Origin of the sequence: Brachybacterium fresconis, assembly GCF_017876515.1 — a bacterium.
GTDB lineage: Bacteria > Actinomycetota > Actinomycetes > Actinomycetales > Dermabacteraceae > Brachybacterium > Brachybacterium fresconis.
Window position 1 is genome coordinate 1,823,896 of sequence record NZ_JAGIOC010000001.1, and the last position, 23,264, is coordinate 1,847,159.

20 protein-coding genes and 1 pseudogene are annotated in these 23,264 nt (G+C 73.3%); 8 read left to right on the top strand and 13 right to left on the bottom strand.

Features of this window, described 5'->3' with window-relative positions:
* Positions 1 to 35: 35 nt before the first annotated feature.
* Positions 36 to 1,025: an N-acetylglucosamine kinase gene (locus JOF44_RS08415; RefSeq protein WP_209889685.1), complete on the top strand. Its 990-nt coding sequence runs from the start codon at positions 36 to 38 to the stop codon at positions 1,023 to 1,025.
* Positions 1,026 to 1,269: 244 nt separating this feature from the next.
* Positions 1,270 to 2,706: a flavin-containing monooxygenase gene (locus JOF44_RS08420; protein WP_209889688.1), complete on the top strand. Its 1,437-nt coding sequence runs from the start codon at positions 1,270 to 1,272 to the stop codon at positions 2,704 to 2,706.
* 64 nt (positions 2,707 to 2,770) lie between these two features.
* Here the strand turns inward: JOF44_RS08420 and JOF44_RS08425 are convergent, their stop codons facing one another.
* The 10 genes from JOF44_RS08425 to JOF44_RS08470 form a co-directional block, all read right to left on the bottom strand.
* Positions 2,771 to 4,603 carry a CopD family protein gene (locus JOF44_RS08425; protein WP_342591712.1) on the bottom strand — a complete coding sequence of 611 codons (1,833 nt, stop codon included), beginning with the start codon at positions 4,601 to 4,603 and terminating at the stop codon, positions 2,771 to 2,773.
* Entirely contained in the window at positions 4,600 to 5,013 is a 414-nt protein-coding gene (locus JOF44_RS08430; protein WP_209889690.1) for a fluoride efflux transporter FluC, read from the bottom strand. Before JOF44_RS08430 ends, JOF44_RS08425 begins: the two co-directional genes overlap by 4 nt.
* Positions 5,010 to 5,813, bottom strand: a complete 804-nt coding sequence (locus JOF44_RS08435) for a fluoride efflux transporter FluC (protein WP_342591713.1) — start codon at positions 5,811 to 5,813, stop codon at positions 5,010 to 5,012. Before JOF44_RS08435 ends, JOF44_RS08430 begins: the two co-directional genes overlap by 4 nt.
* Positions 5,814 to 5,991: 178 nt before the next feature.
* Positions 5,992 to 7,512 carry a dihydrolipoamide acetyltransferase family protein gene (locus JOF44_RS08440; RefSeq protein ID WP_209889693.1) on the bottom strand — a complete coding sequence of 507 codons (1,521 nt, stop codon included), beginning with the start codon at positions 7,510 to 7,512 and terminating at the stop codon, positions 5,992 to 5,994.
* Positions 7,513 to 7,558: 46 nt separating this feature from the next.
* Positions 7,559 to 8,542: an alpha-ketoacid dehydrogenase subunit beta gene (locus JOF44_RS08445; RefSeq protein ID WP_209889696.1), complete on the bottom strand. Its 984-nt coding sequence runs from the start codon at positions 8,540 to 8,542 to the stop codon at positions 7,559 to 7,561.
* The gene (locus JOF44_RS08450; protein WP_209895820.1) at positions 8,539 to 9,696 is read right to left on the bottom strand and encodes a thiamine pyrophosphate-dependent dehydrogenase E1 component subunit alpha; all 1,158 of its coding nucleotides are present in this window, start codon (positions 9,694 to 9,696) and stop codon (positions 8,539 to 8,541) included. The genes JOF44_RS08445 and JOF44_RS08450 overlap by 4 nt, the downstream gene beginning before the upstream one ends.
* 95 nt (positions 9,697 to 9,791) lie before the next feature.
* The gene (locus JOF44_RS08455; protein WP_209889698.1) at positions 9,792 to 11,048 is read right to left on the bottom strand and encodes an anhydro-N-acetylmuramic acid kinase; all 1,257 of its coding nucleotides are present in this window, start codon (positions 11,046 to 11,048) and stop codon (positions 9,792 to 9,794) included.
* Positions 11,048 to 12,529, bottom strand: coding sequence for a glycoside hydrolase family 3 N-terminal domain-containing protein (locus JOF44_RS08460; protein ID WP_209889701.1), 1,482 nt, complete (start codon positions 12,527 to 12,529; stop codon positions 11,048 to 11,050). The genes JOF44_RS08455 and JOF44_RS08460 overlap by 1 nt, the downstream gene beginning before the upstream one ends.
* 200 nt (positions 12,530 to 12,729) lie before the next feature.
* On the bottom strand, positions 12,730 to 14,031 hold the full coding sequence (locus JOF44_RS08465; RefSeq protein ID WP_209889704.1) for a Gfo/Idh/MocA family protein: 1,302 nt from the start codon (positions 14,029 to 14,031) through the stop codon (positions 12,730 to 12,732).
* Between the two features lie 94 nt (positions 14,032 to 14,125).
* On the bottom strand, positions 14,126 to 15,478 hold the full coding sequence (locus JOF44_RS08470) for an MFS transporter (RefSeq protein WP_209889707.1): 1,353 nt from the start codon (positions 15,476 to 15,478) through the stop codon (positions 14,126 to 14,128).
* Between the two features lie 248 nt (positions 15,479 to 15,726).
* Here JOF44_RS08470 and JOF44_RS08475 point away from each other — a divergent pair, with 248 nt between their 5' ends.
* Positions 15,727 to 16,335: a hypothetical protein gene (locus tag JOF44_RS08475; RefSeq protein WP_209889709.1), complete on the top strand. Its 609-nt coding sequence runs from the start codon at positions 15,727 to 15,729 to the stop codon at positions 16,333 to 16,335.
* Here the strand turns inward: JOF44_RS08475 and JOF44_RS08480 are convergent.
* Complete coding sequence (locus tag JOF44_RS08480) at positions 16,301 to 17,416, bottom strand: histidinol-phosphate transaminase (RefSeq protein ID WP_209889712.1); 1,116 nt, start codon at positions 17,414 to 17,416, stop codon at positions 16,301 to 16,303. The genes JOF44_RS08475 and JOF44_RS08480 overlap by 35 nt on opposite strands.
* Positions 17,417 to 17,551: 135 nt before the next feature.
* On the opposite strand from JOF44_RS08480, the gene JOF44_RS08485 reads away from it, so the two are divergent.
* The 4 genes from JOF44_RS08485 to JOF44_RS08500 all read left to right on the top strand — a co-directional run bounded on the left by JOF44_RS08485 (position 17,552) and on the right by JOF44_RS08500 (position 20,758).
* Positions 17,552 to 17,965, top strand: a complete 414-nt coding sequence (locus tag JOF44_RS08485) for a phage holin family protein (RefSeq protein ID WP_209889715.1) — start codon at positions 17,552 to 17,554, stop codon at positions 17,963 to 17,965.
* A gap of 155 nt (positions 17,966 to 18,120) precedes the next feature.
* Positions 18,121 to 19,542 (top strand): adenylosuccinate lyase, encoded by a 1,422-nt coding sequence (purB, locus tag JOF44_RS08490; protein ID WP_209889718.1) that lies wholly within the window; start codon positions 18,121 to 18,123, stop codon positions 19,540 to 19,542.
* The gene (locus tag JOF44_RS21125) at positions 19,542 to 19,982 is read left to right on the top strand and encodes a metal-sensitive transcriptional regulator (protein ID WP_342591714.1); all 441 of its coding nucleotides are present in this window, start codon (positions 19,542 to 19,544) and stop codon (positions 19,980 to 19,982) included. Before purB ends, JOF44_RS21125 begins: the two co-directional genes overlap by 1 nt.
* Positions 19,979 to 20,758, top strand: coding sequence for a DNA-3-methyladenine glycosylase (locus JOF44_RS08500; RefSeq protein ID WP_342591715.1), 780 nt, complete (start codon positions 19,979 to 19,981; stop codon positions 20,756 to 20,758). The genes JOF44_RS21125 and JOF44_RS08500 overlap by 4 nt, the downstream gene beginning before the upstream one ends.
* 84 nt (positions 20,759 to 20,842) lie before the next feature.
* Here JOF44_RS08500 and JOF44_RS08505 read toward each other — a convergent pair whose 3' ends face one another.
* On the bottom strand, positions 20,843 to 21,658 hold the full coding sequence (locus tag JOF44_RS08505; protein WP_209889721.1) for an SDR family oxidoreductase: 816 nt from the start codon (positions 21,656 to 21,658) through the stop codon (positions 20,843 to 20,845).
* A 161-nt stretch (positions 21,659 to 21,819) separates the two neighbouring features.
* On the opposite strand from JOF44_RS08505, the pseudogene JOF44_RS20675 reads away from it, so the two are divergent.
* Positions 21,820 to 22,580, top strand: a pseudogene (locus JOF44_RS20675) (CPBP family intramembrane glutamic endopeptidase).
* 112 nt (positions 22,581 to 22,692) lie between these two features.
* Here the strand turns inward: JOF44_RS20675 and JOF44_RS08520 are convergent.
* Positions 22,693 to 23,019, bottom strand: a complete 327-nt coding sequence (locus JOF44_RS08520; RefSeq protein ID WP_209889724.1) for a rhodanese-like domain-containing protein — start codon at positions 23,017 to 23,019, stop codon at positions 22,693 to 22,695.
* Between the last annotated feature and the right edge of the window lie 245 nt (positions 23,020 to 23,264).

Here is a 23,264-nt window from a genome sequence, read left to right on the forward strand (position 1 = left end):
CCCTGATCCGGGGAATCGCCACAGTGAGGACCATCATGGACGCCGACGCCTCCGACCCGACCCGCGTCGTGATCGCCGGGGACATCGGCGGCACCCGCTCGCGGCTGGTCCTCGCTCCGCTGGGAGGAGGGGTGAGGGCCGAGGCCGAGGGGCCGGGCGCGAACCTGCGCTCCTCGGGCTCCGCCGCCCTGGACCATCTGGCCGACACCGTGGCCGCGGTCCTGGAGGACGGCCGCCACGAGCTCGGCGACGGGATCGAGGTCGCCGCGGTCTCGCTCGGCATCTCGGGCGCCGGTCCGGCTCGGGCGCACGAGGTGGCCGCCGCCGTCGGCGAGCGGCTCGCGCGTCTCGGCATCCCCGAGGACCGTCTGCTGGTCACCGATGATCTGCACACCGCCTTCCTCGCAGGAGGCGTGGGCGATGACGGGCTGCTGGTGCTGGCCGGCACCGGCGCGGTGGCCGTCCGCTTCCAGCAGCGTGAGGCGGTCGCTCGCCGCGACGGGATGGGCTGGCTGCTCGGCGACATCGGCTCGGCGGTGTGGCTGGGACGGCGCACCCTCCAGGCGGTCGCGGCGGACCTCGACGGGCGCGGCCGACGGACCCACCTGACCGAGCAGGTCGCCGACATGCTGGATCTCGATCTGCGCGACGGACTGCTGCCGCCCTCCCCCACCGGCGACCCGCGCCAGGATCTGATCCGCGCCCTGGACGAGCACCTCCCGGCCGGAGCGCCGGCCGCTCTCGGACGGTTCGCCCGCCTGCCCGGCACGGTCCCCGAGGACCCGGCCGCCCGCGAGATCCTCGACACCGCCGTGCGGCACGTCATGGACACCGTGCGGGCGCTGGATCCGGAGGGGGGCCTGCCCGTGGTGCTGGCCGGTTCGGTGCTGGCCACCCCCGGGCCGATCCACGACGAGATCACCACCGGCCTCGAGGCCGACGGGCGCTCCTTCACCACGGCCTCCTCCGGTCTTCCCGGTGCCCTGCTGCTGGCTCGGGAGAAGGCCGGCGAGAACCGGGGATGACCGTCGCGGTCCGTTCGTGGGTCGCTCGTGAGCCGCTCGAGGTCCGTTCGTGGGCAGCTCGTGCGCCGCCCGCTGACCGTCCCCTGACCACCCGGTGACCGCCCGCTCCGGATGACGGGGCCCGGAGTGCGTCCGGGGCCGGAGCCGTGCAGACTAGGATGGCCAGCGTCAGCCCGCCGCTGAGCCGGGCGTCCGGGGATCTCTCCGGCCGCCGCGCGCCGTCCGACCCGGAAGGTTCTGCTCGATGCCCGACCTCCACGACCAGATCTCCACCCGCGACAAGGTGCTGATCATCGGCGCCGGGCCCGCCGGCCTCGCAGCCGCTGCGGCCCTGAAGGCCCTGGAGGTCCCCTTCGACCTGGTCGACCGGGCCAAGCACGTCGGCGGCATCTGGAACGAGGAGCGCGAGGACACCCCCGTGTGGCCCGCGCTGGAGATGATCTCCTCGCGGGAGTTCACGCAGTACGAGGACATGCTGCAGCCGGTGTCCTTCCCCGAGTTCCTCAGCCCCGGCCACATGGCCAAGTACCTGCGCGCCTATGCGGCGCGCCACCAGCTGACCGACGATTTCCGCCCCGGCGTCGCCGTGCGCTCCGCCCGCCCCTTCGGCGAGGGCGTGTGGCAGGTCGAGCTGTCCACCGGCGAGATCATGATCTACCGCGCGGTGATCTCCGCGCACGGCATCTCCCAGCGCCCGCACCGTCCCGACTGGGCCGCGGACGTCCCGAAGTCCGTGCGGGTCATCCACTCCTCCCAGTGGGAGGGCCCGGACGGGCTCGAGGGCCAGCGCGTGCTCGTCGTCGGCTCCGGGCAGTCCGCCGCCGACATCTCGGTCGACGCCGCCCGCCGCGCCCTCGAGGTGCGCTGGTCGATGCGGACCGGGCACTGGGTGGTGCCGCGACGGATCGGCCGCGTCCCCGGGGACGTCGCCGCCTCCCGCGAGCCCTCCATGCTCGGCGGACTGAACGCCAAGATCGCCGAGGCCGTCGTCACCCGCAGCGTCGGCCACCCCGCCGACGCCGGCCTGCCGCGTCCGGCCGCCCCGCTGCTCGAGGACTCCGTGATCATCTCCGACGAGGTGCTGGATCGCGTGCGCGAGGGCCGGATCACGCCCGCCGGCGAGGTCACCGGGATCGACGCCGACGGCACCCTCACCCACCTCGGCCCCGAGTCCCACGCCGGGCACATCCGCTATGCCCCGGATCTGATCGTCCTGGCCACCGGCTACGAGGTCGGCGCCGATCACCTGAGCGAGGAGATCGTCCCGCGCACCGCGAGCGGCGAGCCCGACCTGTTCCTCGGGGCCTTCCCGCGCGGCCGCGACGATTTCGCGGTGCTGGGTCAGCAGCGGGTCGCCGGCGGCGTGCTGCCGGTGCTCGTGGAGCAGGCCGATCTGGCCGCCTACATGATGGCCGCCGCCCGGGGCGGGGACTCCCCTGCGCTGCGGCAGTTCCAGCGCCTGCGCGCCGGCTCCGAGAGCGCCGTGCCGACGGCCGCCGCTCCCGCCGGCGGCGGGGCGCTGGGTCGCCTGGGCGGAGTGCTCGGGACGAACCGGGTCACCGCTCGCAGCACCCCGGGCGACCGCGGCGGGACCGATGGCGCCGGCGAGGACCTCGTGCCCTCGGTGGATCGCGACACCCTGCTCGCGCGTCTGCGCTCGGTGCGCGAACTGTTCGACTGATCGATTGATCGGCTGACCGGGTGATCGATTGATCGGCTGACCGGCTGAACCGGCACCTCGCGCGTCAGCGCGCCTGCCCGGCCGCCTCCGTGCTCCGATCGCAAGGGCGACCGCCCCGGGGGTTCGGCGTGCGTCGCGGCCGCAGCGCGGGGCCGACCGCCAGGGCGGTCGCCGCGACCACCACGAGCACGGCGATCCCGCCGCGCTGCTGATCCGCCAGGGCGTCGGCGAACCACGTCCGCCCGGTCGCTCCGAACCAGCTCGCGGCGATCAGCAGGTCGGTGCTGACCAGCACGATCCCCCCGGCCAGTCCCAGCGCGACCGGTGCCGCGGCCACCAGGATCCGCGCTGCGTCGCCGCCCGTGGCGCGCACCGCGAGCGCGACCAGCACACCGCCGGTCAGCGCCAGCATCTGAAGCGCCAGATGCGCGGCATGCCCGTCGAGCGCGGGGCGCAGGAAGGGTCCTGCGTACACGGCCCCGAGCAGGGCCACGGGCGCTGCGGCGATCAGGGCCGCGAGCCACCATCGACGCCCCAGCGTGCGCCGCGCCAGGGAGGGGATGGTGATAACGCTGCCCAGCAGCACCCCCGCGACCGCCATCAGCAGCACGTGCTGCAGCAGATGCGCGGAGACCAGCACCTTCGAGTACACGTTCAGCGGTCCGCTGGTCAGCAGCACGAGCACGATGCCGGAGAGCACCAGGCGCCGGCTCGCGCCGCGGTCCCGCTGCGGGCTGCGCGGGCGCCACCACACCAGCACCATGACGCAGGCCAGCAGCATCCCGAAGGGGGCGGGCCGCCAGGCGGTGAGCACGGTGGCCAGGTCCGGGGCGGGCGGCAGCGGGTATCCGGTCAGGACACCTGCGGGGCCCGGCGGCGGGGTGCCGGCCTCGGCCGGGGGCGGGGAGGAGCTCATGGCGGCGGCGATCGCCACGGCCAGTCCCATCAGGGCCAGTTCGAGGATCGCCAGGCGGCGATAGGTGCTGGCGGCCTGGCGGCCGGGGTCGTCGGCGCCGAACCCGGTCGCGATCTGGCGGCGCTGCAGCACTCCCAGCGCTCCCAGCGCGAGCAGCAGCACGGCCTTGGCCACGCCGAGCTGGACGTAGGCGCTGGTGAGAATCTCCCCCACCGAGTTCATGCGCACCGCCAGCGCCCACACCCCGCTCAGGGCGAGGGCGACCCAGCAGATCAGCGCCAGGTGGGAGTAGCCGCGCACCACCCGCGCATCGTCACGGGCAGTGCGCGGCAGGGCCTGCAGGAGGCCGAGGCCGCCCAGCCAGATCCCCACGGCCAGCAGGTGCACGAGCATCGTGGAGGTCGCGACCTCGTGGTCCTGGCCGCCGCCCGCATGTCCCGTCATCGCGCTGCAGAAGGCGACCAGGCCCGCGGCGACGGCCACCGCGCGGGCGATGGCGGGGGTGGTGCCGACGACCGCGATCGTGGTGGCCGCCGCGGCGATCACCAGCGCGGTCAGATACCAGGCGCCGAGGTCGGTGGCCAGGTACACGTTGAGGTCGGAGCCGAAGCGGGCCGAGATGAGGGGCTGGCCGGTGGCCAGGGCGTAGGAGAAGGCGAGGGATGCACCCCGGGCCAGGGTGGTGACGCCCGCCGCGATGGCGACCAGGGTCATCGCCCGGGCCCGGTCGGCCTCCTGGTGCAGCAGCCACCCGGCGACGACGGACCCTCCCAGGGTCAGCGCCGCGGCGAGGTCGGCGATCATCGCGGCGATCGGGCCTCCATGGCGCGCCACCGGACCGGCGTTGCGCAGCACGAGGTTGTCCCCGCCGGCCGCGGCGGCCGCCAGGACGGAGATCAGGGCGAGCACGGCGAGCGCGCCGAGCAGGATGGCGAAGAGGGCCGGGGCGGGACGGCGCGGCGCGGTCGTGGTCGTGATCACGAGGCGATCACCAGCCCCAGCCACAGCAGCGACATCCCGGTGCCGACGGTCAGCAGGAAGTAGGCGACGCCGAGCGCGAAGCTGCCGCGCCTGAGCAGTTCGACGATGTCGAGCGCGGCGGTGGACAGCGTGGACAGGCCGCCGCAGAAGCCCACGGCCAGCAGCAGGAAACCGAGCTCGCCGACGCCGGAGACGGCGGACCCGAGGCGGGCCACCACGATCCCGAGCACGAAGCAGGCCAGAGCGTTGGCGAGGAAGGTCAGCCAGGGCTTGGCGCGGAGGTCACCGTCGCTGCTGCGGCGGGCCGCTCGGCGCATCCCGGCCTCGCGCAGCCACCAGCGCAGCACGGAGCCGCCGGCGCCGCCGATCGAGACCAGGATCGCGCCCAGCAGGAAGGTCCCCACGCTCATGACTCCTCCTCCGGGCTCCGGGGTGCGCTCTGCCCGGAGCGGGACGTGTCCGGCTCGACGTCGTCCGCACCCTGCTCGGGGCGAGGCGCGTCCGATGCGACGCCGTCCGTGGACCGTTCGGCGTGCGTCTCACCCGGCACGACGTCGTCCGCTCCGGGTACGACGTCGGGCGCGCTCGGCACCACGCCGGAGTCGATCTGCGTCGCGGGGGCGCCGTCCCGTGCTGTGCGGGAGCTCCCGCGTCCGGCGTGATCGCTCCGCGCGGCCGCGCGATGAGCGAGCCGCCGCCCGCCGAAGATGCCGCCGACCACGGCGCCGAGGCAGACGAAGACGGTCAGCAGCGCATAGGTGAAGGCCTGGGTCGGGAAGTCGGCGCCGATCATCGCCGCACCCTCCAGCACCACCATGGACGCGGAGGTGAACCCGCCGCACAGACCGGTGCCGAGCAGGGGCTGCATCCAGGGCCGCCCGGGCCGCACCTCGAGCGCGCCCGTGAGCACGCCCAGGGCCAGACAGCCCAGCACGTTCGCCCACAGGGTCGACCAGGGCAGCTCGACCAGGGTGGGGGTGGAGACGGTGGGGGCGAGCACCGCGAGCACGAAGCGCAGCAGCGACCCGATCGCGCCGCCGACGGCGACCAGCAGGGCGACCCGGCGCGGGGTCAGGCGGGCCTGCACGGGCCCCGAGCCGAGGGTGTCGCCGTCGGTGACGTCCTCGAGCCGCAGCGCGGCCATCTCGACCGTCTGCATCCGCGGGTCGTCGCGCCGCGCGTGCGGTGGTGGGGTCGGGCTCGGGGTCACCGGATCAGGGTACCGACGAGCGTGCCGGGACGGTCCCAGGCTTCGGCCGACGTGCGCAACCCCGCATCGCCGCGACCCGTGCGGCGAGGCCCGCCGCTCGCAGCCGCGGAGACTTGATCCTGCCGATGCCGCCGCGTCCTGCGCGGGCGCCGACGCTCCGGCCGGCCCGGGACGCCGCTCAGCCCCAGACCAGACCCAGCGCGGGATCCTCGAGCACGGCGGAGACGTCGCGCAGCAGCTCGGCGCCGAGCGCCCCGTCGATCAGGCGGTGGTCGAAGCTCAGCGCGAGCTGCGCGACCTGGCGCGGAACGAGCTGGCCGTCGACCACCCAGGGCTTCTCCTTGATGGCGCCGACGCCGACGATCACGGATTCGCCCGGGTTGAGGATCGGGGTTCCGGAGTCGATCCCGAACACCCCGAAGTTGGTGATGGTGATCGTCCCCTCCCGGGTGTCGGACAGGGAGGTCCGCCCTGCGCGCGCGGTACGGGCGAGGTCGTCGATCCCCTCGGCGAGCTCGCGCAGCGTCATGAGGTGCGCGTCCTTGAGGTTGGGGACGATGAGCCCGCGCGGGGTGGCCGCGGCGATGCCCAGGTTCACGAAGTGCTTGTAGACGATCTCCTGGTTCTGCTCGTCCCAGGAGGCGTTGACCTCGGGGTTGCGGCGGATCGCCACCAGCAGCGCCTTCGCGATCACCACCAGGGGGCTGATCTTCACGTCTGCCCATTCGCGGGAGGCCTTGAGGTCCGCGACGATCTGCACCACCCGGGTCATGTCGATCTCGTTGAAGACCGTCACGTGCGGGGCGGTGAAGGCCGAGGCCACCATGGCCTCCGCGGTGCGCTTGCGCACCGAGCGGATCGCCACCCGGGTGGTGCGCTCGTCGCTGGCTACCCGGGCGAAGGGCTGGTCGCGGGTGGTCTTCATGGCGCCTCCGAGGCCCTCCGGGGCCTGGGGGGACTCCTCGGGGAAATAGTGCCCGTCGGCGACCGCCTCCGGGTGGTAGGAGGCATCGCCGGACATCGAGCGCTGCTGGGCGGCGAGGACGTCGTCGCGGGTGACTGTGCCGTCGGGGCCGGTGGCGAACACGTCGGCGAGCGCGACCCCGAGGTCCCGGGCGAGCTTGCGCACCGGGGGCTTGGCGAGGATGCGGCCGATCGGCACCTGGGGGCCGTCGTCCTGGGCGATCTTCCGCCGCCGGCGGCGCTGCGGGGCCGCCTTCGCGCCGTAGCCGACGAGGTTCTTGGGCTCCTCATCGGTGGCGGCGGCGGGAGCGGCGGGAGCGGCTGGCTGGGCCGGGGCGTCCTGCGGGGCGGGGGCTCCCGCGTCGGCCGACGCGCCCTGCGGAGCGACCTCGGCGGCGGTCTGCGCGTCGTCGGCCGCAGCCGCGGGGGCGGAGTCGCCGCTGGGTGCCGGGCCGCCGGCGGTGTCGACCTCGAGCAGGGGCGTGCCCACGGGCACCTCGTCGCCGACGGCCACCAGGATCGCGACAACGGTGCCGCCGACGTGGCTGGGCAGCTCGACGGCGCTCTTGGCGGTCTCCACCTCGACCACGGGGGCGTTGATGGCGATGGTGTCGCCCACGGCGACCTTGATGTCGATGATCTCGGCCTCGGTCAGCCCCTCACCGGGATCGGTGAGCGCGATCGTGACGACCGCTGAGGGAGAGGGAGTCGCGGTCTCGTCTGGCTGCTCGTTCATGAGTCGATCCTTTCACGCAGGGGCGCGGCCGTCCGGCACGGGGCCGTCAGTGCTCGAGCAGACGGTCCACGCCGTCCAGCACCCGGTCGAGGTCGGGGAGGTAGGCGTGCTCCATGCGCGCCGGCGGGTAGGGCAGGTGGTAGCCGCCCACGCGGATCACGGGGGCCTCCAGGTGGTAGAAGCACTCCTCGGTCAGGCGGGCGGCGATCTCGGCGCCGAGCCCGCCCAGGACCGGTGCCTCGTGCGTGATCAGCAGGCGGCCGGTGCGGCGCACCGAGGCGGCGATCGTCGGGTAGTCGACGGGGGCCAGCGAGCGGGCGTCGATGACCTCCAGCTCGATGCCGTCCTCGGCGGCGGCCTCCGCGCTCTCGAGCGCCAGCGGCATGCTCGGGCCCCAGGCCAGCAGGGTCGCGTCGGTGCCGGGGCGCACGACCTCCGCCTGCCACGGGGACAGCTCCGGGCGCTGGTCGGGGTCCACGTCACCCTTGACCCAGTACCGCTTCTTGGGCTCGAGCATGATCACGGGGTCCTCGCACTCGATGGCCTGGCGGGTCATCCAGTACGCGTCCTGCGCGTTCGAGGGGGCGAGGATCCGCAGACCGGCGGTGTGCGCGAACAGCGCCTCCGGGCTCTCGGAGTGATGCTCGATCGCGCCGATGCCGCCGCCGTGCGGGATGCGGATCACGATCGGCATGTGCACGGTGCCGTTCGTGCGGTTGTGCATCTTCGCGACCTGGGTGGTGATCTGGTTGAACGCCGGGTACACGAACCCGTCGAACTGGATCTCGACCACGGGCCGGTAGCCGCGCACGGCCAGGCCCACGGAGGTGCCGACGATCCCGGCCTCGGCCAGCGGGGTGTCGACCACGCGCTGGGAGCCGAACTCGGCGTGCAGGCCGTCGGTGACGCGGAAGACGCCTCCGAGCACACCGATGTCCTCGCCCATCAGCAGGACCTTGTCGTCCGCGCGCAGCGCATCGCGCAGCCCGGCGGTGATCGCCTTCGCGATCGGGAGGTTGGTGCTGCTCATGCGAGCTCCCCCTTCTGCTCGGCGGCGTCGTCCCGCCCGACATCGTCGCCCTCGTCCTCGAACTGGGCGATGTAGTCCAGGTACTGCTCGCGCTCGGCCTCGACGATCGGGTGGGGCTCGGCGTAGGCATGGGTGAACATGCCCACCGGGTCCGGGTCCTCCATGCCGTGGATGTGGTGGTGCAGGGCCATGGCGAGGTCGTGGGCCTCCTCGTCGCAGCGGGCGATGAACGCCTCGTCGATCTCCTCGAGCTGCTCGAGGTGGCGGCGCAGGCGCAGGATCGGATCCTTCTCGGCCCATTCCTCCTCCTCGGAGGAGGGGCGGTAGCGGGAGGTGTCGTCGCTGGTGGTGTGGGCGGCCATGCGGTAGGTGACGGCCTCGATGAAGCGCGGGCCCTCCCCCGCGCGGGCGGCATCGAGCGCCTCGCGGACGGCGGCGAGGATCGCGAGCACGTCATTGCCGTCGACCCGCACCGAGGGGATGCCCCAGCCGCGGGAGCGCTGGGCGAGCGGCACCCGGGACTGGACCGAGGTGGGCACGGAGATCGCCCATTGGTTGTTCTGGGTGAAGAAGACGACGGGGGCGTCGAAGGAGGCGGCGAAGGTGAACGACTCCGAGACCTCCCCCTCGCTGGAGGCGCCGTCGCCGAACAGGGCGAGGACCGCGGTATCGGTCTCGGGATCGCCCGTGCCGACGACGCCGTCGCGCTGCAGCCCCATGGCATATCCGACCGCATGGGGCGCCTGGGAGCCGAGCACGATCATGTACGGGTGGGTGCGCAGCTCGTTGGGGTCCCAGCCGCCGTGGCTGACCCCGCGGTAGGACTCCAGCAGGCGCCACGGCTCGATGCCGCGGGCCCAGGCGATCCCGTGCTCGCGGTAGGTCGGCACCAGGTAGTCCTGCTCGCGGGAGGCGTGGCCGGCACCGATCTGGGCGGCCTCCTGCCCCAGCGCGCTGGCCCACAGGCCCAGCTGGCCCTGGCGCTGCAGGCTGGTGGCCTCGAGGTCCGCCGCCCGGATCATCACCATGTCGCGGTAGTACCCGCGCAGGCGCTGGGGGGAGGCGAGGTCGTCCTCGCCTCCGCGGCCGGCGAGAACCTCGTCCAGCTCCGCATGCGGGGTCCGGGTGCCGTCGGCCGCGAGGAGCTGGATCATCGGCTCCTCGGCCGCGACGTCAGGGATCGTGGATCGGAATACGCTCACGACGAGGAGCGTAACCTACGGTGCCGTAAGGAAGAAAGATTCCCAGGTCACTGCGGAGTTGCGAGCTCGAGACGGGTGAGCGGGAGGGCGTCGGCCGACGGGGTTCGCAGCGCCCGCAGACCGTGGGGCGGGGTCAGGGACCCGAGCACCACGGGGGTGGTCGCGCCGGTATGGGCGGTGCCGTCGGCGCGGGCCAGGGTGCCGGGCAGTCCGTGGGCGCCGAGATAGCCGAGCAGGGCGATCAGCAGCGCCTCCTTCCCGTCGGCCGGGATGCCGAGCGCGTCCGCATCCAGCAGCGGCACGGGATCCAGGTGCGCGGCCAGGCGCTCGCGCAGCAAGGGGTTGCGCACTCCCCCGCCGGAGCCGACCACGCGGGTGGCGCCCAGCTCCCGGATCGCCCGGGCGATGGTCACGGCGGTCAGCTCGGTGAGGGTCGCCAGCAGGTCGGGCAGGCTCAGGGCGGCGACGACCTCGTCCCCGAGCAGGCGGCGCACGTAGGCGCCGTCGAAGTGCTCGCGGCCGGTCGAGCGCGGCAGCGGCCGGGCGTAGAAGGGGTCGCTCAGCAGGGTCCTCAGCGCCTCGGGGTCGACGGTGCCGGTGCGGGCGCGGGCCGCGTCGTGGTCGGCGCTGTCCCCGGTCGCGGCGTGCACGGCGGCGTCGAGCAGGGCATTGCCGGGGCCGACGTCCCCCGCGACCACGTCCGCCGCGGTCATCTCGCCCGCGGAGGTCCCGCCGACGGGGTGCCGGCCCGGGGGCTCTGCGCCGCCGACGAGGCTCACGTTGGAGATCCCGCCGATGTTCAGCACGGCGGTGCGCTCGCGGGGATCGGCGCCGAGCAGCAGCTGGTCCAGCAGCGGTGCCAGGGGCGCTCCCTGCCCACCCGCGGCGACATCGGCGCTGCGCAGGTCGCTGAGCACGGGAACGCCGGTGGCGCGGACGATCCGGGAGGGATCCCCGATCTGCAGGGTGCTGAGGACGCGACCGTCGCGGACGTCGTGGTAGACGGTCTGGCCGTGGGTCGCCACCAGGTCGGCGCCGCCGTGCTCGGCGAGCACCCGGGCGGCGACCTCGGCGAAGGCGTCGCCCACCGCGGCGTGCAATCGGCTCCAGGTCCCCGCGTCCGCAGCGGCGGGCGGCAGGGCGGCGCGCAGTGCGTCTCGCGGCGCATCGGCCCAGGGCTGCTCGCCCACGTGCAGCAGGTGCGCCCGGGCGGTGCCGGGTTCGGCCGCGTCGCGGGAGAACTCCGCCAGGACCACGTCGATGCCGTCCAGGCTGGTGCCGGACATCATCCCGAGCACGCGCATCAGCGCGCCTCGCCGAGCATCGCGTCCGCGGCCGCCCGCATCAGGGGGCGTCCCGCGCCGTGGGCGAGCACCAGGTGGCGATGCTCGGGAGCTGCGTCCGGCACGCCGACGTGGACGACGACGGCGTCCGGCCGACGCTCCAGGAGAGTGGCCAGCCGGGCACCCTCCTCCCGGTCGCTGCGCGGCAGGCGGGTGACCGCGAGGACCTGCCCGGTGGCGGGGATCCGGCCGGGGTAGTCCGGGACATCGGCCTGCAGCCCCCGCTCACGCAGGGCCGTCACCAGCTGCTGGGGGCGCGCCCCGGAGGCGTGGTCCGCCCGGCTGCGCAGGTCCAGCACGGTCACCGGCGCCAGGTCGAGCCGGGCGCCGCGAGTGCGGACGGCCCGGGCTGCGGCGTCGGCCCCGAGCTGCTCGGCGTGCTCCACGGCGTCCTGCAGATCGGGGGCGGGGACGAAGCGGCGCCTGGTGCGCAGACGGCGGCAGTGCTCGCGGGTTCTCTCGGCGCGGTCGTGGAGGTCCTCGCGGCGCAGCCGGCCCGAGGCGACGGCGCCGACCAGGGCGTCGTGGGCCTCGTGCAGCATCTGCTGGTCGTCGCGGCCCATCGAGGTGCCCAGGCACAGCAGATCGGCTCCGGACTCGATCGCCCGCACCACCGCCTCAGGGAAGCCGGGGTCGGCGGCCACGGCCCGCATCTCCAGGGCGTCGGTGATCAGCAGGCCGTGGAAGGTGCCGCCGATGGTCTTCTCCAGCAGGGGCCGGGCCCAGGGGGAGATCGAGGCCGGACCCTCGCCGAGGGCGGGGACCAGCACGTGGGCGGTCATGGCGGCGTCCAGCCAGGGCAGGATCCGCCAGGGGGCGAGGTGGTCGCGCTCGAACTCCGTGCGGTCGAGGGCGATGCGGGGCAGCGAGGTGTGGGAGTCGGTGGCGGTCGCGCCGTGGCCCGGGAAGTGCTTGGCGCAGGTGCCGAGCCCGGCCTCGATCAGCCCGGTGGCGAACGAGCGGGCGTGGGCGGCGACGCGGTCGGGGTCGTCGCTGAACGCGCGGGTGCCGATGACGGGGTTGGCCGGGTCGGTGGAGACGTCCAGCACCGGGGCCAGGTCGAGGTCGATGTCGCAGGCGGCCAGGACGGCGCCCAGGGCGTGGCCGGCGCGGCGGGTCAGCTCGGGGTCGTCGACCTCCCCCAGGGCCCAGGCCGTGGGCAGGGACGAGCCGGTCGCCGCCTGGAGACGGGTGACGTCTCCGCCCTCCTCGTCGATCGCGACCACGCAGTCCTCGGCGCAGACGTGGACGGCGCGGGCCAGCTGCGCCGCCGTGGACGGGTCCGGGGTGTTGTGGCCGAAGAGGATCACCGAGGCCAGGCCCGCCTCGAGCACCTCCGTGAGCCACGCCGGCAGCTCGGTGCCGGTGAACGGCGCCATGAGCACGCCGAGCGCGTCGGCGTCCCAGGTCACGGGGTCGATGCTCGTCGAGCTGGGCGTCATCTGCTCTCCTGCCAGGGGGTCCGCGGCGACGACGCCGCGGGATGTCCCGTCCCCACGCCGCGCGGGCGCGGCGGTGGAGGGACGGGAGGATCGAGCATATCGATCCCGGGTGAGGACGGGGTGGCCGGCCAGGAGCCGCAGTGGCGGGGCCGCCGGCCGGGGCGGGCGATCCCTCGGCGTCCTCGGCCGGGGCCGGTCCGTCACTCGGCGACGGCGCCCCGGCGTGCCTCCTGCTGGTCGTACAGCGCATCCAGATCCAGCGCCTCCTGCTCGGCATCGAGATCCTGGACGTCCAGCGGGCAGTCACCGAGGTCCGGGACGGCCAGGCGCTCGCCACGCTGATTCATCGACTGGTGCGCGATCACCCCGGGCAGTGTGTAGCGGGCGGCCTGCCAGGCGTTGACCACGGGCTGGACCCCGTCGACCACGGCGCGGGCGAAGTCGTCGACCAGGAAGTGGTGGGCGCCCTCGTGCCCGTTGGGAAGGCCCTGGAACTCCTTCGGCAGCCGGGCCTGATGGTGGGCGGGTGCGGCGCCGGCGACGAAGGCGTCACGCAGGTCCGGAGAGACGTCCGCCAGGCGAGGATCATCCAGGCTCATGGTCGAGCCGGTGGCGATCAGGTCGGTCACCTCGAGCACGCGCCGCTTGTCGTGCCAGTAGGTGACGTCGACGGTCTCCTCGAAGGATGAGGCCTCGCCGAAGAAGCGGAAGCGGGACTCGCGCTTGTGGCTGGGGTAGCCCACACGGCGCAGCTCGTTGGTGCGGAAGGCACCGCCGTTGTCCATCTCGAACAGCGCGAAGGCGTTGGAGACGTCGTTGTCGAACATCGAGACGTCCTTGTCGAAGACCCCGTCGCCGCGGGTGTCCGGCCGGCCCAGCGCCGAGACGGAGACCGCGTGCCGCTCCCCGAGCACCCCGAGGATGCCGCCGATGGAGTGGGTGGGGTACAGCAGCGGCGGATAGGAGGCGGTGGACTTCCACTGCTCGCCGCCGGAGTACTTGTAGGCGTCGTAGAAGCCCAGATCCATGTCGTGGACGTAGTCGCCCTCGGCGTAGAACACCTCACCGAACGCGCCGGAGCGGTGGATGCGGCGGGCCAGCACCACGGCGGCGTTGTACTGGCTGGTCTCGCCCATCATGTAGACCAGGCCCGTGCGCCGGACCTCCTCGGTGATCGCGCGGATCTCGTCCTCCTCGATCGCCATCGGCACCGCGGAGTAGACGTGCTTGCCGGCGCGCAGGGCCGCCAGGGCGTGCTCGCCATGCGTCCAGCGCTGGGTGAAGATCGCGACCGCGTCGACATCGGAGGCGAGCAGATCCTCGTAGGTGTCGAAGCGCCGCGCGAAGCGCACTCGGCTCCCCTCGCGGTTCTCGACCGCGTCGATCCGCTCCGGGACGGCGTCGACCGCGTAGAGCGCCTCGATCTCGGGGTGGGCGGCGAACAGCTCCGCGAAATGCGAACCGAACTGCCCGATCCCGACGATGCCCAGCGTGAACGACATATTTCCTCCTTGAAACTAAGTGTTGGGAGGAACGCTACGACACGCGCACAGGTCACGGCAAGCCCCGGCGCCGCCGCCGGAACGGGCGCCGCGATCAGATCCGGCGCCAGCGCCCGCCGCGGAACACCTCGCGCCAGGGCGGGACGACGCGTCCGCCGGCGGCCATGCGGCGGCGCAGCCGCCGTCGGCTGATCAGCATGCCCGCGATGCCCAGCAGCAGGATCGGGATCTGCACGGCGAAGGCCACACGGAACGAGGCCAGGTCGTAGTTCCCGTCGGGCCGCTGCAGGTCCAGGAGCATGCCGATCAGCAGGATCGAGACCAGGGCGGCGAGGAACCCACCCATCAGCACGACGCCGGTGGCGGTGCCCAGGCGATGGCGGGCGAGGTCCGTGCGGGGGAAGTCGAAGCCGATGTTGGAGCCGGGCCCGCCGATCGACAGCCCGGCGACCAGGACCAGCAGCAGCCAGATCGGAGCCGGGCCGGGCCACAGCAGCACGGCCACCAGCGGCACCAGGATGGCGACGATCACCAGCAGCACCAGGGTGGAGCGGCGCAAAGGGTGGCGCTGGGTCAGCGCCCCGATGACCGGGCCGCTGATGATGCCGACGGCCACCAGCACCGTCATCACCGCCGAGGCGGCGGGCCGGCTGAGCCCCTCCCCCGCGGTGAGATACGGGTACCCCCACATCATCGAGAACACGATGCCGGGAAAGCCGGAGCTGAGGTGCGTGAAGAAGCCCAGCTGGGTGGCGGGGTGGCGGATGATGCGCCCGACGAGCAGCGGGATCCGCCGCAGGTCCTGCTTCGTGCGGGGGCGCGGGGTCCCGGGCGGGGTCGCCCGGATCACCAGCACGGCGAGCAGGGCCGCGGCACCGCTGACCCCGGCCGCCGCGCCGAAGGCCGTGGACCAGCCGGACAGCGTCAGCACGGCCACGAACGGCACCGCGGAGGCGATCTGGCCGACCTGACCGAGGATCGCGGTGAGCTGGGTGACGATCGGAACCCGGGAGCCGGAGAACCAGGCGGGCACCAGACGGATGGCGCTGGAGAAGGTCAGGGCGTCCCCGGCGCCGACGATGATGCGGGCGACGACGGCGAGCGCGACGGTGTCGCTGCCGGCGATCAGCAGCTGGCCGGCGGCCATCAGCAGGGCCCCGGCGGTGATCGTCACGCGGGAGCCGTAGCGGTCCAGCAGCAGCCCGGCCGGGACCTGGGCCAGGGCGTAGACCAGCAGCTGCAGCACCACGAACGTGGAGACGATGGTGGCGGAGGCCTGGAAGCGCTCGGTGGCCTCGAGGCCGGCCACCCCCATCGTGGTGCGCTGCAGGACGGCCACCGAGTAGGCGAGGACGGCGGCGATCCAGACGAGATAGGCGCGAGGGCCGCCGAGCCGGGAGGGAGTGGCTCCCGCCCCTGTCGTCGGGGCATTGCTGCGCGCCTGCATCGTGGTCCTCTCCTCTCGCCCGGGACCTGTCCGCACCGGTCGCGAGAAGGCCCACAGGTCGGCCTCGTTCTGCTGCGGACCAGGTTACAGGTCGATCACGGCAGGGCCGAGCGGTGTCCACGCCTTGCCAGGCCCGTCGTCGACAGCCAGGCGGCCATCCCCGATCTCCCGACCCGTCGGCGCTCCCGCGCCGCCGCCCCCGACGAAAAGCGGATGCTCCCCACGACCTGAGGTGCTTCGATGGACTCATGCACCCTCTCGCGCGACGTCGGGCGACCGGGTACCTGCTGGACTGCACCGGGTACCTGGGGATCGCTGCGGCGATGGTCCCGTTCGGGCTGGTGGTGAATGCGCTGACCAATCTGGGGCCCCGTCGCTCCTCCGTCACCGCGGTCAGCGCCATCCCGCCCGCGATCGCCACCGTGCTGGCGGCGCGCGCCGAGTCCGGGCCGTGCCGGGCGACCTGGGGCAAGCGCCGCAGTGGCCTGGAGGTGACCGCCTTCCGGGAGCAGGTCCTCGCGGGCGCGAGCGACGCGCAGGATGGGGCCGCGCCCGGTGCCGTCGCGGGCGAGCAGGCTGCGCACGGCGCGCCGATCACGGTCGGCCAGGGGCTGATCCGCAACACGGTGAAGATCTTCGTGCCCTGGCAGCTCGGCCACCTCACCACGATCGGTGCCGTCTACGGGGACTTCGAGACGATGCGTCCGGGGACCGTGACGGTCTCGGCCCTCACCTATGGGCTGGTCGGGACCTTCGCCGTGATGGGCCTGCGCGGCCGCGGGCGGGGCCCGCACGACCTGGCCGCCAGGACCGTCGTGGTCCTCAGCGCCGCCGCCACGCTCCCGCGATCTCGATGAGCAGGTCGTTGGCCTGCTGCTCGGCGATGGTGGCGCGCACCCCGTCGTTGCCGTAGGCCCGCAGCACGAGGCCGCGCTCGTCCGCGAAGGCGGCGAAGGCCCCGGACCCCTCCCCCACCGGGAAGAACACGAAGTTGCCCTGGGAGACCGGCAGCTGCCATCCCTGCTCGGCGAGCGCAGCGGTGACCCGGGAGCGCTCGTCCCGGATCCACTCCGCCCGCTCGGCGAGCTCCTCCTGCACCTCGCCGCGCAGGCTCGCCAACGCCGCGACCTGCGCGGGAAGGCTCGAGCCGAAGGGCACGGTGACCTGGCTCAGCGCCCGGGCGAGCCGCGGGTGGGCGACGGCGTAGCCGATGCGCAGGCCGGCCAGCCCCTGCAGCTTGGAGAAGGTGCGCAGCAGCACCACGTTGCCGTGGCGTCGGAAGATCCCGGCGGTGCCCACAACGGTGGCCGGATCGTGGAACTCGCGGTAGGCCTCGTCGATCGCGACCACCACGTCCTCGGGGACGCGGTCGAGGAACTCCTCGATCTGCTCGGTGGACAGCGACGGCCCGGTGGGGTTGTTCGGGGTGCACAGGACGATCAGGCGGGTGCGCTCGGTGATCGCGGCGGCCATCGCCTCGAGGTCGTGCTCGAAGGTGTCCGTGAGCGGCACCTGCACCGAGACGCCGCCGTGGGAGCCGACCAGGATCGGGTAGGCCTCGAAGGAGCGCCAGGCATAGACGACCTCGTCGCCCTCACCGACCACGGCCCGCACCAGGTCGCCGCTGACGGCGACCGAGCCGGTGGACACCGCGATCTGGGAGGGGTCCACGCCGTGCTGGGCGCCGAGTGCCTCGCGCAGGTCGAGGGCGGCCATGTCCGGGTAGCGGTTGCTGCCGGCCAGGGCGGTGACCGCGGCGTCGCGCACGGCGTCGACCGGAGGGAAGGGCGACTCGTTCGAGGAGGCCTTGAAGCGCCGGGTGCCGTCGTCGGCGGCGGGCTTTCCGGGGACATAGGCGGGCAGCGCCTCGAGCGCGGGGCGGATCCGGACCTTCTCGGCGGGTCCGGGAAGCTGGTCGTGGGTGGTCTGCGCAGGCATGCCTCCACAGTAGGGCGCGGCGGCCCCGGCGATGTCCGCGCCCCGCCCACGGAAGGGCTGACATCGACAGCGCAGCGGGGTGACCGTGAGGACATCCCCCGTGCATCGCCGGGCCGGGACGGGGACAATGGCGCCATGCGATTCCTCGGACACATCATCGTCACCGGCCTCGCGCTGTGGGTGACGGCCCTGATCCTGCCCGGCATGCATCTGGGCGACGACAGCGCGACCGCGCTCACCCAGGTGCTCACGATCGCCGCGATCGCGCTGATCCTCGCGCTGATCAACACGATCATCAAGCCGATCCTGTCGTTCCTCACCCTCCCGATCACCTGCGTCACGCTCGGGCTGTTCCAGCTGGTCATCAACACCCTGATGCTGCTGCTGACCAGCTGGGTCTCGGGGCTGCTCGGCCTCACCCTGGACTTCGACACCTTCTGGTGGGCGCTGCTGGCCGGCATCATCATCGGCATCCTCTCCGCGATCGTGGAGGCCGTGACCGGACTGGGCGATGATCGCGAGGACCGTCGGCGCGAGGTGCGCGACTGACCCGCTCCGGGAACCGGCCGGGCGGCGTGACGGACGGCCCGGCCGGATGACCCGTGGCCCGGTGCCGACCGTCGCCGAGGCCGGCGCCGAGCGCCGCCGGACCCGACGCTGAGCGACCCCGTCGCGTCGGGCCGGGGTTCTGGGAGAATGCCGCCATGGCTCATTCCTTCGCGGACATCACGCCGCCGATCGCCCTGACCCCTCTCGACGGCCGCTACCGGGCGCAGGCCGCTCCCCTGGTCGACCACCTCTCCGAGGCCGCGCTGAACCGCTCGCGACTGGTGGTGGAGACCGAGTGGATGATCCACCTGCTCGACACCGGCGTGATCCCCGGCCTGCGCACGCTCACCGAGGATGAGCGCGTCCTGCTGCGCGCCATCCCCGAGGACTTCGGGGCCGAGGGCATCGCCGAGCACGCGGAGATCGAGCGGGAGACCGTGCACGACGTCAAGGCGATCGAGTACTACATCAAGCGCCGCCTGGCCGGCACCAGCCTCGAACCGCTGGCCGAGGTGGTGCACATCTACTGCACCAGCGAGGACGTCAACAACCTCTCCTACGCCCTGATGATCAAGGGCGCTGTGCACGAGGTGTGGCTGCCCGCCCTGGACGACGTCATCGGCGACCTCACCGCCCTCGCGAAGGACACCGCCGAGGTGCCGATGCTCTCGCGCACCCACGGCCAGCCCGCCACCCCCACCACGCTGGGCAAGGAGATCGCGGTGTTCGCCCACCGCCTGGGCCGTCAGGCGCGCCGGATCGCCTCCGACGAGGTCCTCGGCAAGATCAACGGCGCCACCGGCACCTACGCCGCCCACGCGGTCGCCGTCCCGTCGGCCGACTGGGAGGAGGTCTCCCGCAGCTTCGTCGAGCATCTGGGGCTGACCTGGAACCCGCTGACCACCCAGATCGAATCCCACGACTGGCAGGCCGAGATCTACGCGGACATCGCCCGCGCCGGCCGGATCCTGCACAACCTGGCCACCGACGTCTGGACCTACATCTCGCTGGGCTACTTCCGCCAACGGCTGTCCGCCCAGGGCGGCACCGGCTCCTCGACGATGCCGCACAAGGTCAACCCCATCCGCTTCGAGAACGCCGAGGCGAATCTCGAGATCTCCGCAGCGCTGCTGGACTCGCTGTCCCAGACCCTGGTCACCTCGCGCCTGCAGCGGGATCTGACCGACTCCACCACCCAGCGCAACGTCGGACCGGCGCTGGGGCACTCGCTGCTGGCGATCTCGAACCTGCGCCGCGGCCTGGCCGGCCTGGACGTGGACGCCGACGCGATGGCCGCGGACCTCGAGGGCAACTGGGAGGTGCTCGGCGAAGCGGTGCAGTCCGTGATGCGCACCCTCGGCGTGCAGGGCGCCACCGGGATGGACAACCCCTACGAGCGGCTCAAGGAGCTCACCCGCGGCCACCGCGTCACCGGTGAGGGCATGCGGGAGTTCGTCGGCTCCCTGGGCCTGCCGGAGGCCGAGCGCGACCGGCTGCTGGCGCTGACGCCGCACACCTACACCGGGTACGCCGCCGCTCTGGTCGGCCACCTCGACGACGACGGAGGACAGCCGTGATGACCGAGGACGAGAAGGTCCCTGAGGGCGACGCGACCGACCCGGCTGCGGGCGCAGCGGGCGGCTCCGCCGGCGGGGCCGACGGTGCCGCGGGCGGGGCCGACAGTTCCGAGGCCGCGGTGCCGAGCGCGCATCCCGGGGACCACGGCACCCATGGCGACCCCGGCTATCTGGGCCAGAAGTCGCCGTACCTGCGCCGTCTGAAGCTCATCGAGGGTCAGGTGCGCGGGGTGCACCGCATGGTGGAGGAGGACACCTACTGCATCGATGTGCTCACGCAGATCTCCGCGGTCACCAAGGCACTGGAGTCGGTGGCGCTGGGACTGGTCGACGACCACATCCATCACTGCGTCCACGATGCCGCCCACTCCGGGGACACCGAAGAGCTGGACCGCAAGATGGACGAGATCATGGGCGCCGTCAAGCGGCTCATGAAGTGAGCACCGACCCGCTCGCCCCGGGCTCGTCGGCCCCGGGCCCCCGGCTCTCCACCGGCCCACAGTCCTCCGCCGGGCCGCAGTCCTCCGCCGGGCCGCTCCCGGATCCGGATCCGTTCGCCGCCGCTGCCCTGCCGCGCAGCTTCGGAGACCGCGACGTGCTCGAGCTGGCCCCTCTGCTGCTGGGCTGCGTGCTCGTCGGCCGCGGTGTGGCACTGCGGATCACCGAGGTCGAGGCGTACGTCGGGGCGCAGGACCCCGGCTCGCACGCCTACCGGGGTCGCACCGCCCGCAACGCCACCATGTTCGGCGAACCCGGGCACCTGTACGTCTACCGGCACATGGGACTGCACTCGTGCATGAACATCGTCGCCGACGCCGAGGGCACGGGCACCGGGTGCCTGGTCCGGGCCGGTGAGATCGTCGGCGGTCAGGAGCTGGCGTATGCACGGCGCCGTGCCTCCGGGGTGTGCCGCAGCGACCGGGACCTGGCCCGGGGCCCCGGGCGGGCGACCGTAGCCTGCGGGATCACCTTCGACGACGACGGCCTGGACCTGTGCGACCCGGACAGCGGGATGCACCTGTCCGGCCGGCTCGATGCGCGGGACCTCGCCGACGGCGAGCGAGCGGGCGAGGCTCCGCTGATGCCGCACCCGCGCCTGGCCGTCGGGCCGCGGATCGGGCTGCGCGAGGAAGCCTCGCACCCCGAGCTGTTCCCCTGGCGCTACCGGATCGCCGGGGACCCGACGGTCTCCGGGCCCGGTCGGATGAACCGCTGAGAGGTCAGCGGGGACGCAGGCCGCCCGTGCCCTGCGTCAGCCGGGGTGCGGGTCGTCCGTGCGGCGCGTCAGCCGGGGCGCAGGTCAGCGCGGTCGTACCGAGATCGAGTCGATGCTGGCATCGGCCGGCAGCCGCAGCGCCAGGCCGACGGTGGCTGCGACCGTCGCGGGCTGCATGTAGTTCTCCTCCTGGTACTCGCCGCCCTCGAAGGACCGCAGCTGGCGCTGCATGTCCGTGGCGACGCGTCCGGGGTGGATCGAGCTGACCCGTACTCCGTGCTCGCGCTCCTCCAGGCGCAGCGAGTCGGCCAGGGCGCGCAGGGCGAACTTCGCGGCGCTGTAGGCGCCACGGGTCGGCACCGCGTTGTACCCGGAGCCGGAGTTGATCATCACGACCGTGCCGCGGGCGGCACGCAGCGCAGGCAGCAGCAGCTGGGTCAGCTCCATGACCGCGACCACGTTGAGGTCGAAGGACTCCGTCCACTCCGCCGGATCCGACTCGGCGACGGTGCCATTGACCAGGATCCCCGCGGAGTGCACGAGCCCGGCGAGCCCGTCGGGCAGCTCCAGGCGTTCCACGGCGGCGGCAGTGGCCGTGCGATCGGCGAGGTCGGCGGCGAAAGGTTCGGCCGACGGGTATCGGGCGGCGAGCTCTGCCAGAGCGGCCTCGTCACGTCCGCCCAGGATCAGGTGGTGGTCGGCGGCAAGCTCGTCGGCCACGGCACGGCCGATCCCGCGGTTCGCCCCGGTGATCAGGACGGCGGGGCGGGATGTGGACGAGGCGCCGGACGTGCTGGTTGCGCTGCCGGCACCGGGCGTGGTGGTGGAGCTGCCGGCACCGGGCGTCCTGGTGGCGCCGGACGCGCCGGCGGGGTGCTGCTCAGGTGCTGGGGTGGTCATGGCCCGAGTCTTTCACGACGCCGAGTCCGTCAAGACCCGGCGCTGACCCTCCCCCACCCTGCCGACATCTGCGTATTCGTTCCCACACGCGGCCTTGGCACCAACACCGCAGAACTCGACCACCGGGAGGCGGAGATGCTGCCAGGTGGGATCATGGCGAGGTGCAGACCATCACGCCGAGCCGAACCTGGGTGCGGGTCGAGGTCCTCCTCATCCTCGCCCTCTCGCTGGGGCAGAGCGCCGTGTACTCGCTGATCGCCCTGGTCCAGGCCCTGGCGACCGGTCCCCTGTCCTCGCAATCCACGTCGCTGAACTCCTCGATCCGCGAGAATGCGTGGCTGGACCTGTTCTACCAGCTGCTCTCGATCGCCTTCACCCTGGTGCCCGTCGCCCTCGTGATCATGCTGCTCACCCTGACCGCGGGCTCGCTGAAGCAGGCGCTGGCCGATCTGGGACTGGACCTCGGCCGACCGGTGCGAGATCTCGCCTGGGGCGTGACGATCACCGCCGGGGTCGGGGTGCCGGGACTGGCGATCTATTACCTCGGCCGGGCGCTCGGAGCGACCGTCGAGGTGACCCCGCGGCGCTGAACACGCACTGGTGGACGCTGCCGGTGCTGGTGCTGCAAGCGGTCAAGAACGCAGTGCTCGAAGAGGTCATCGTCGTCGGCTACCTGTACCAGCGGCTCGAGCGCCTGGGCTGGTCGGGGCGGCGGATCATCCTCGTCTCCGCCGTGCTGCGCGGGGCATACCACACGTATCAGGGGATGGGGCCGGGGCTGGCGAATCTCGCGATGGGGATCGTGTTCGGCGAGTGGTACCGGCGCACGCGGCGCACGATGCCGCTGGTCATCGCGCACACCCTGCTCGACGTGTTCGCCTTCGTCGGCTACGCGCTGCTGAAGAGCGTCATCAGCACCTGAGCAGGCGCCGGCGGACGAGCAAGCGCTGGCGGGCGAGCAGCGCTGGCGGGCGAGCAGCGCTGGCACCGGAGCAGGCGCTGGTTCGGCCCGGCACCGACCACGTTCCCCGGGCTCAGAGGATGTAGGCGTCGCCCTCGCCGTCGGACTCGATCGGGAGCCCGGACTCGAACCACTGGTCCATGCCGCCGCCGACGTTGATGGCGTCGAAGCCGTTGGCGGTCAGCCACTGGGCGACCTGGAAGCTGCGCCCGCCGGTGCGGCAGACGATGTAGAGGTCGTCGTCGGTCTCGGGGAGCTCCTCGAGCTTCTCCATCAGCGAGCTCGCCGGGAGGTGCTGCGCGGACGGGGCATGGCCCGCGTCCCACTCGGACTGCTCACGCACATCGATCAGATGCGCACCCTCGGGGACGGCGGTGGGGGCGACGGTCTCGAAATCCATGCCGCCCAGCCTAGTGGCCGCCGCGGCACCATGGGCGAGGTGGGACCCGCGGCACGACGGGCGAGATGGTCCCCACGGCACCCCGGGGCACCCCGGGGCGAGATGGCCCCCGCGGCAGCCCGGGGTACCCCGGGGCGACATGGCCCCGCGGCAGCCCGGGGCGAGCGCACGCTGCCGCACGGCGAACAGCCGCTCTCCGCACCGCCGAGTGTCTGCACCCCACGACCAGCGAGCGGCCGGTCCGG